At 67.8% G+C, this 7,657-nt stretch carries 15 protein-coding genes; all 15 read left to right on the top strand.

What is annotated here, in order from left to right; translation table 11 throughout:
- Positions 1-158: 158 nt before the first annotated feature.
- The 15 genes from rplP (at position 159) to E1300_RS20165 (ending at position 7,559) form a co-directional block, all read left to right on the top strand.
- A complete protein-coding gene (rplP, locus tag E1300_RS20235) occupies positions 159-578 on the top strand; it encodes a 50S ribosomal protein L16 (protein WP_131758589.1) in 420 nt (139 codons plus the stop codon).
- Entirely contained in the window at positions 578-820 is a 243-nt protein-coding gene (gene rpmC / locus E1300_RS20230) for a 50S ribosomal protein L29 (RefSeq protein WP_131758588.1), read from the top strand. Before rplP ends, rpmC begins: the two co-directional genes overlap by 1 nt.
- Positions 817-1,089 (top strand): 30S ribosomal protein S17, encoded by a 273-nt coding sequence (gene rpsQ / locus E1300_RS20225; protein WP_131758587.1) that lies wholly within the window; start codon positions 817-819, stop codon positions 1,087-1,089. Before rpmC ends, rpsQ begins: the two co-directional genes overlap by 4 nt.
- 64 nt (positions 1,090-1,153) lie before the next feature.
- A complete protein-coding gene (gene rplN, locus E1300_RS20220) occupies positions 1,154-1,522 on the top strand; it encodes a 50S ribosomal protein L14 (protein ID WP_021596728.1) in 369 nt (122 codons plus the stop codon).
- Complete coding sequence (rplX, locus tag E1300_RS20215) at positions 1,522-1,830, top strand: 50S ribosomal protein L24 (protein ID WP_131758586.1); 309 nt, start codon at positions 1,522-1,524, stop codon at positions 1,828-1,830. Before rplN ends, rplX begins: the two co-directional genes overlap by 1 nt.
- A 1-nt stretch (position 1,831) precedes the next feature.
- Positions 1,832-2,416, top strand: coding sequence for a 50S ribosomal protein L5 (gene rplE, locus E1300_RS20210; protein WP_131758585.1), 585 nt, complete (start codon positions 1,832-1,834; stop codon positions 2,414-2,416).
- A gap of 4 nt (positions 2,417-2,420) precedes the next feature.
- Entirely contained in the window at positions 2,421-2,606 is a 186-nt protein-coding gene (locus tag E1300_RS20205) for a type Z 30S ribosomal protein S14 (protein ID WP_018657585.1), read from the top strand.
- A gap of 136 nt (positions 2,607-2,742) precedes the next feature.
- Positions 2,743-3,141 (top strand): 30S ribosomal protein S8, encoded by a 399-nt coding sequence (rpsH, locus tag E1300_RS20200; protein ID WP_030176115.1) that lies wholly within the window; start codon positions 2,743-2,745, stop codon positions 3,139-3,141.
- 16 nt (positions 3,142-3,157) lie between these two features.
- The gene (gene rplF, locus E1300_RS20195; protein ID WP_131758584.1) at positions 3,158-3,694 is read left to right on the top strand and encodes a 50S ribosomal protein L6; all 537 of its coding nucleotides are present in this window, start codon (positions 3,158-3,160) and stop codon (positions 3,692-3,694) included.
- Between the two features lie 2 nt (positions 3,695-3,696).
- Positions 3,697-4,083: a 50S ribosomal protein L18 gene (gene rplR, locus E1300_RS20190; protein WP_131758583.1), complete on the top strand. Its 387-nt coding sequence runs from the start codon at positions 3,697-3,699 to the stop codon at positions 4,081-4,083.
- Between the two features lie 49 nt (positions 4,084-4,132).
- On the top strand, positions 4,133-4,756 hold the full coding sequence (rpsE, locus tag E1300_RS20185; RefSeq protein ID WP_442316423.1) for a 30S ribosomal protein S5: 624 nt from the start codon (positions 4,133-4,135) through the stop codon (positions 4,754-4,756).
- Positions 4,753-4,935, top strand: a complete 183-nt coding sequence (gene rpmD, locus E1300_RS20180; protein WP_131758582.1) for a 50S ribosomal protein L30 — start codon at positions 4,753-4,755, stop codon at positions 4,933-4,935. Before rpsE ends, rpmD begins: the two co-directional genes overlap by 4 nt.
- A 1-nt stretch (position 4,936) precedes the next feature.
- A complete protein-coding gene (rplO, locus tag E1300_RS20175; protein WP_131758581.1) occupies positions 4,937-5,398 on the top strand; it encodes a 50S ribosomal protein L15 in 462 nt (153 codons plus the stop codon).
- A 212-nt stretch (positions 5,399-5,610) separates the two neighbouring features.
- Positions 5,611-6,909, top strand: coding sequence for a preprotein translocase subunit SecY (gene secY / locus E1300_RS20170; RefSeq protein WP_370785048.1), 1,299 nt, complete (start codon positions 5,611-5,613; stop codon positions 6,907-6,909).
- On the top strand, positions 6,909-7,559 hold the full coding sequence (locus tag E1300_RS20165; RefSeq protein WP_131758580.1) for an adenylate kinase: 651 nt from the start codon (positions 6,909-6,911) through the stop codon (positions 7,557-7,559). Before secY ends, E1300_RS20165 begins: the two co-directional genes overlap by 1 nt.
- The last annotated feature ends 98 nt before the right edge of the window (positions 7,560-7,657 follow it).

Raw genomic sequence — 7,657 nt, 5'->3', positions numbered from 1 at the left:
AGCCGAGCACCAGGTACCGGTCACTGCCGGTGGCGCCGGCGGCGCGGGTGGCGAGCGCGGTGGCGCCCGCGACGGCGCGCCGAAGCAGCAGCAGAGTTCCGAGCAGCCGGCGCAGACGGCCGAGGCTGCTCCGCAGGGTGAGGGGAGCTGAGTAACCCATGCTGATCCCTCGCAAGGTCAAGCACCGCAAGCAGCACCACCCGAAGCGCCGGGGCATGGCCAAGGGCGGCACCAAGGTGACGTTCGGCGAGTACGGCATCCAGGCGGTCGAGGCCGCGTACGTGACCAACCGGCAGATCGAGGCCGCGCGTATCGCCATGACCCGCCACATCAAGCGTGGCGGCAAGGTCTGGATCAACATCTTCCCGGACCGTCCGCTGACCAAGAAGCCCGCCGAGACCCGCATGGGCTCCGGCAAGGGCTCGGTCGAGTGGTGGGTGGCCAACGTGAAGCCGGGCCGCGTGATGTTCGAGATCTCCTACCCGAACGAGCAGGTGGCTCGGGAGGCCCTCACGCGCGCGATCCACAAGCTCCCGATGAAGTGCAAGATCGTGAAGCGAGAGGTGGGTGAGTCCTGATGGCCAAGGGTCTTACCGCCGACGACCTGCGGACCGAGCCTGAGGACGTCCTGGTCACCAAGCTGAAGGAAGCCAAGGAGGAGCTTTTCAACCTCCGCTTCCAGGCCGCGACCGGCCAGCTGGAGAGCCACGGGCGGCTGCGCACCGTGAAGCGGGAGATCGCCCGCATCTACACCGTGATGCGTGAGCGCGAGCTCGGCATCGTCGCGGTCGCCGAGGACGCCGTGGAGGGCGACGAATGACCGAGCAGCAGACCGAGCAGCGGAACACCCGCAAGATCCTTGAGGGTCTCGTGGTCTCCGACAAGATGGACAAGACCGTGGTCGTGTCCGTCGAGGACCGCGTGAAGCACGCCAAGTACCACAAGGTGATCCGCCGTACGACCAAGTACAAGGCGCACGACGAGGCCAACGAGTGTGGCGTCGGCGACCGCGTCCGTCTCATGGAGACCCGCCCGCTGTCGGCGAGCAAGCGCTGGCGCGTGGTGGAGATCCTCGAGAAGGCCAAGTAATTACTGGTTCCACCAGGCTCCCCGCGGGACGCGGGGAGAACCGGTGTGACGAACAGGAGTTGACGTGATCCAGCAGGAGTCGCGACTCAAGGTCGCCGACAACACGGGTGCGAAGGAGATCCTTTGCATCCGGGTTCTCGGCGGCTCGGGTCGGCGCTACGCGGGAGTCGGCGACATCATCGTCGCGACGGTGAAGGACGCCCTTCCCGGCGCGGGCGTGAAGAAGGGTGACGTCGTCAAGGCGGTCGTCGTGCGCACCCGCAAGGAGCGCCGGCGCCCGGACGGCTCCTACATCCGCTTCGACGAGAACGCGGCCGTCCTGATCAAGGACGGCGGCGACCCCCGCGGCACCCGTATCTTCGGCCCGGTGGGCCGCGAACTGCGCGAGAAGAAGTTCATGCGCATCATCTCGCTCGCGCCGGAGGTGCTGTGATGAAGATCCGTAAGGGCGACGAGGTCATCGTCATCGCCGGCAAGGACAAGGGCGCGACGGGCAAGGTCCTGCGCGTCGACCCGCGCGCGGAGCGCGTCGTCGTCGAGGGCGTCAACCTCATCACCAAGAACATCAAGGCCGACCAGCAGCGCGCCGGCAAGGAGAGCGGGCGCGTGACGGTCGAGGCGCCGCTGCACGTGAGCAACGTCTCCCTCGTCGAGGACGGCAAGCCGGTGCGCGCCGGTTACCGCATCAACGACGACGGCACGAAGGTCCGGATCTCGCGCCGTAGCGGCAAGGAGATCTGAGATGACCGACACCGCCACCGAGACCACCGAGCGCCCCGTCCCGCAGCCGCGGCTCAAGCTCCGCTACCGCGAGGAGATCGCGAAGGCGATGCAGGAGCAGTTCGGCTACGCCAACGTGATGCAGATCCCCGGGCTGACCAAGATCGTGGTCAACATGGGCGTCGGCGACGCGGCCAAGGACGCGAAGCTGATCGAGGGCGCGATCCGCGACCTGTCCGCGATCACCGGCCAGAAGCCGGCCGTGAACCGGGCCCGCAAGTCCATCGCGCAGTTCAAGCTGCGCGAGGGCATGCCGATCGGCGCGCACGCCACGCTGCGCGGCGACCGCATGTGGGAGTTCCTGGACCGGCTGCTGTCGACGGCCCTGCCCCGCATCCGCGACTTCCGCGGCCTGTCGCCGAAGCAGTTCGACGGCAACGGCAACTACACCTTCGGTCTGACCGAGCAGGTCATGTTCCACGAGGTCGACCCGGACAAGGTCGACCGGCAGCGGGGCATGGACATCACGGTCGTGACGACCGCGAAGACCGACGACGAGGGCCGGGCGCTGCTCAAGCTCCTGGGCTTCCCCTTCAAGGAGAACTGAGCAGATGGCGAAGAAGTCGCTGATCGCCAAGGCGGCCCGCAAGCCGAAGTTCGGCGTGCGCGCGTACACTCGTTGCTCGCGCTGCGGGCGTCCGCGCTCCGTCTACCGGAAGTTCGGCCTGTGCCGCGTGTGCTTCCGGGAGATGGCCCACCGCGGCGAGCTGCCCGGCATCACGAAGTCCAGCTGGTGACCGGCCGCCCCCGTGAGGGGGCGGCGGCACGGCATGTAATAACCACCGGGCACCTGACAGAGGTGCCCACGACCGCGCCAAAGGTCCACGGGTTCCATCACCCGAGGAAACCGTGGCGAGGGAGGGCCAGCAGGCCATGACGATGACCGACCCGATCGCAGACATGCTGACGCGTCTGCGCAACGCGAATTCGGCGTACCACGACTCGGTGGCGATGCCGTACTCGAAGATCAAGGCGCACATCGCCGAGATCCTCCAGCAGGAGGGCTACATCTCGGGCTGGAGCGTGGAGGACGCCGAGGTCGGCAAGAAGCTCCTCATCGAGCTCAAGTTCGGACCGACCCGCGAGCGTTCGATCGCCGGCATCAAGCGCGTCTCGAAGCCGGGTCTGCGCGTGTACGCGAAGAAGGACAACCTGCCGAAGGTCCTGGGCGGACTGGGCGTCGCGATCATCTCGACGTCGTCCGGCCTGATGACGGACCGGCAGGCGGGCAAGCGCGGCGTGGGCGGCGAAGTCCTCGCCTACGTCTGGTGAGGGGAGGGCTCTAACCATGTCTCGAATCGGACGTCTCCCCATCGCCGTGCCCGGTGGCGTCGAGATCAAGCTCGACGGCCGGGAGGTCACCGTCAAGGGGCCGAAGGGCACGCTGTCGCACACCGTGGCCGAGCCCATCGAGGTGAAGGTCGAGGACGGCCAGCTCACCGTGAGCCGGCCCAACGACGTGAACACCGTGCGGGCCCTGCACGGCCTGACCCGGTCGCTGATCAACAACATGGTGGTCGGCGTCACGGAGGGGTACAAGAAGACCCTGGTCATCCAGGGCGTCGGCTACCGCGTGGTGGCCAAGGGCAAGAACCTGGAGTTCTCCCTCGGCTACAGCCACCCGATCACCGTCGAGCCCCCGGAGGGCATCAGCTTCACGGTCGAGCGGCCGACGCAGCTGGTCGTCGAGGGCATCGACAAGCAGAAGGTCGGCGAGGTCGCCGCCAACATCCGCAAGCTGCGCAAGCCCGACCCGTACAAGGGCAAGGGCGTGCGGTACGAGGGCGAGCAGATCCGTCGCAAGGTCGGAAAGGCTGGTAAGTAGTCATGGCAGGCACCAAGACCCTGGCCGGCAAGGCCACGTCGGCGCGCGCGCTGTCGCGCAAGCGTCGGCACCTGCGGGTCCGGAAGAAGGTCGTCGGCAGCGCCGCGCGTCCTCGCCTGGTCGTGACCCGCTCCACCAAGCACGTGTTCGTCCAGGTCATCGACGACGCCAAGGGCCACACGCTGGCCTACGCGTCGACGATGGAGGCGGACCTGCGCGCCGAGTCCGGCGACAAGACGGCCAAGTCCCGCAAGGTCGGCGAGCTCGTCGCCCGGCGGGCCAAGGAGGCCGGCGTGTCCGCGGTCGTGTTCGACCGCGGAGGCAACAAGTACCACGGCCGCATCGCCGCCGTCGCGGACGGTGCGCGCGAGGGGGGGCTGGAGCTCTGATGACCGTTCTCCAGACCCCGCCCACCACCTTTACCGGAAGGAACCACTGATGGCAGCGCAGAGGCGCGGTGGCGGTCAGGGTGGCGACCGTCGCGACGGCCGCCGCGACGACCGCCGCGGTGGCGCCGACAAGGGCCAGTCGTACATCGAGAAGGTCGTGGCGATCAACCGTGTCGCCAAGGTCGTCAAGGGCGGACGTCGCTTCAGCTTCACCGCGCTGGTGATCGTCGGTGACGGCAACGGCACCGTCGGCGTCGGCTACGGCAAGGCCAAGGAGGTGCCCGCGGCGATCGCCAAGGGCGTCGAGGAGGCCAAGAAGCACTTCTTCAAGGTCCCGCGGATCCAGGGCACCATCCCGCACCTGGTGCAGGCGCGCGACGCGGCGGGCGAGGTCCTGCTGCGCCCGGCGAGCCCCGGTACCGGCGTCATCGCCGGCGGCCCGGTGCGCGCGGTGCTGGAGTGCGCGGGCATCCACGACGTGCTGAGCAAGTCGCTGGGCAGCGACAACGCGATCAACATCGTGCACGCGACGATCGCGGGGCTGAAGGCGCTGAAGCGTCCGGAGGAGATCGCGGCCAAGCGCGGCCTGCCGATCGAGGACGTCGCTCCGGCCGCCATGCTGCGGGCCCGCGCCGCGGGCAGCGAGCCCCGGGCGGAGGCGACCGCGTCATGAGCAACCTGAGGATCACGCAGACCAAGTCCGTGATCAGCGAAAAGCAGAACCAGCGTGACACGCTGCGCACCCTGGGCCTCAAGAAGATCGGTCAGAGCACCGTTCGCGAGGACACCCCGCAGGTGCTCGGCATGATCCGGACGGTGGCGCACCTCGTCACCGTCGAGGAGGTCGACTGACATGGCGGACGCCAACGAGGGCAGCCCCCTCAAGGTGCACGACCTGCGTCCGGCCCCCGGCGCCAACAAGGCCAAGACCCGCAAGGGCCGCGGCGAGGCGTCCAAGGGCAAGACCGCGGGCCGCGGCACCAAGGGCACCAAGGCCCGCAGCACCGTGCCCGTCGGTTTCGAGGGCGGGCAGATGCCGCTGATCCGCCGGGTGCCGAAGCTCAAGGGCTTCAAGAACCCGAACCGGGTCGAGTTCCAGGTCGTGAACCTGGACAAGCTGGCCGCGCTGTACCCGGAGGGCGGCGAGGTCACCGCGGAGGACCTGGCGGCCAAGGGCGCGGTGCGCCGCGGCCGTCCCGTCAAGGTCCTCGGCACCGGCGAGATCTCCGTCGCGGTCCAGGTGAAGGCGCACGCCTTCTCCGGATCCGCCAAGGAGAAGATCGCCGCCGCCGGCGGGACCGCCGACGAGCTGTAAGAAGGAACACCTTCGATGCCGGGGCCGCGTCCGCCTTGCGCCGAGGGCCGAAAGGCCCGCGCGCACGGTGGGGCGGCCCCGGTCGCATCTGCTGTTAGAGTCACACCGGCGGAGGTGGCCCGCGTGAGATTCCACACGGTCCCTCCCGCCGGACCTCATGGACCTGTAACCGGCCCCTCGGCGGCCATGGATTCGCCAGTCGCGCAGGAGGAATGGTGCTGACCGCGTTCGCTCGGGCTTTCCGTACGCCTGACCTGCGTAAAAAACTGCTGTTCACGTTGATGATGATCGTGGTGTTCCGGATCGGCTCGATCCTGCCCACGCCGAACGTCAACGTGAAGGTGTTGAAGGAGACCGCCGACGCGGCCAAGGAGAGCAACCAGCTCTACGGGCTCGTCGACCTGTTCAGCGGCGGCGCGCTGCTGAAGCTGTCGGTGTTCGCGCTGGGGATCATGCCGTACATCACGGCGAGCATCATCCTGCAGCTGCTGACGGTGGTGATCCCGAGGCTGGAGGCCCTGAAGAAGGAGGGCCAGGCCGGCACCACGAAGATCACGCAGTACACCCGGTACCTGACGGTCGGGCTGGCGATCCTCCAGGCCACCGGCATCGTGGCGATGGCCAGCACCGGGCAGCTGTTCCAGGGCGTGTCCGGCGGTGACGACATCCTGTACGAGACGGGCGTGTTCCCGATCGTCACGATGGTCATCTGCATGGTGGCGGGCACCTCGGTCATCATGTGGCTGGGCGAGCTGGTCACCGACCGCGGCGTCGGCAACGGCATGTCGATCCTGATCTTCACGCAGGTCGTCGCGGTGTTCCCCGCCCAGTTCTGGAGCATCTACAAGTCCAAGAACGGCTTCGTCTTCGCGCTGGTGATCCTCGTCGGGCTCGCCATCATGGCGGGCGTCGTGTTCGTCGAGCAGGCCCAGCGGCGCATCCCCGTCCAGTACGCCAAGCGCATGGTCGGGCGCCGCATGTACGGCGGCACCTCGACCTACATCCCGCTGAAGGTGAACCAGGCCGGCATCATCCCCGTGATCTTCGCCTCATCGCTGCTGTACCTTCCGGTGCTCGCGACGCAGCTCTGGCCGAACACGAAGTGGCTGCAGAAGGCGCAGCCGTACCTCCAGCAGGACAATGCCTGGCACATGGGGGTCTTCTTCGTCTTCATCATCTTCTTCACGTACTTCTATGTGGCCATCACGTTCAACCCCACTGAAGTCGCCGACAACATGAAGAAGTATGGTGGTTTCATCCCAGGTATCCGTCCTGGTCGGCCGACCGCCGAATACCTCGACTACGTGCTGACCCGGATCACCACACCCGGTGCGCTCTACCTGGGGCTCGTGGCCCTGATCCCGATGGTGGCGTTCGCACTCCTGGACGCGACCACCGACTTCCCGTTCGGCGGCACGAGCATCCTCATCGTCGTCGGCGTCGGACTGGATACCGTGAAGCAGATCGAGAGTCAGCTCCAGCAGCGCAACTACGAGGGCTTCCTCCGGTAGTGCGTATCGTCCTGGTGGGCCCCCCGGGAGCGGGCAAGGGGACGCAGGCCCAGTTCATCGCATCTCATCTGTCCATCCCGAAGATCTCGACAGGTGACATCTTCCGCGCCAACGTGAGCGGCGGCACCGAGCTCGGCCGGCAGGCCAAGCAGTACATGGACCGCGGCGACCTCGTCCCCGACGAGGTGACGATCGCGATGGTGCGCGACCGGCTCGGCGAGGACGACGCGCGGGACGGGTTCCTGCTGGACGGCTTCCCGCGCAACGTCCCGCAGGCGGAGACGCTGAAGAAGATCCTCGCCGAGTGGGACACGCGGCTCGACATCGTGCTGGAGCTCGTCGTCGACGAGGACGAGGTCGTCCGGAGGCTGTCGGGCCGGCGCACCTGCGACAAGTGCGGGCGCATCTGGCACGTCGACTTCGACGACAAGCAGGACGACATCTGCGACGACTGCGGCGGGCACCTGTTCCAGCGCGACGACGACAAGGAAGAGGTCGTCATGCACCGGCTGGAGGTGTACCGGCACGACACCGCGCCGCTCGTGCAGTTCTACGCCGACGAGGACATCCTGGTCGGCATCGACGCGACCGGACCGGTCGAAGAGGTCACCAAGCGCGCGCTCACCGCGCTGCGTCCACTGGAGCGATGACCGGCCCGCTGGAGAAGTGACGGTGGGCGCGGCGACACCGCGTCCACCCCGCCGGGGCCGCGCAGGCGGCGGTCCCGGCGAACCGTTTTTCAGGGGGA

This window comes from Actinomadura fibrosa, from assembly GCF_900659615.1.
Lineage (GTDB): Bacteria > Actinomycetota > Actinomycetes > Streptosporangiales > Streptosporangiaceae > Spirillospora > Spirillospora fibrosa.
This window is presented reverse-complemented; position numbering and strand designations above follow the sequence as displayed.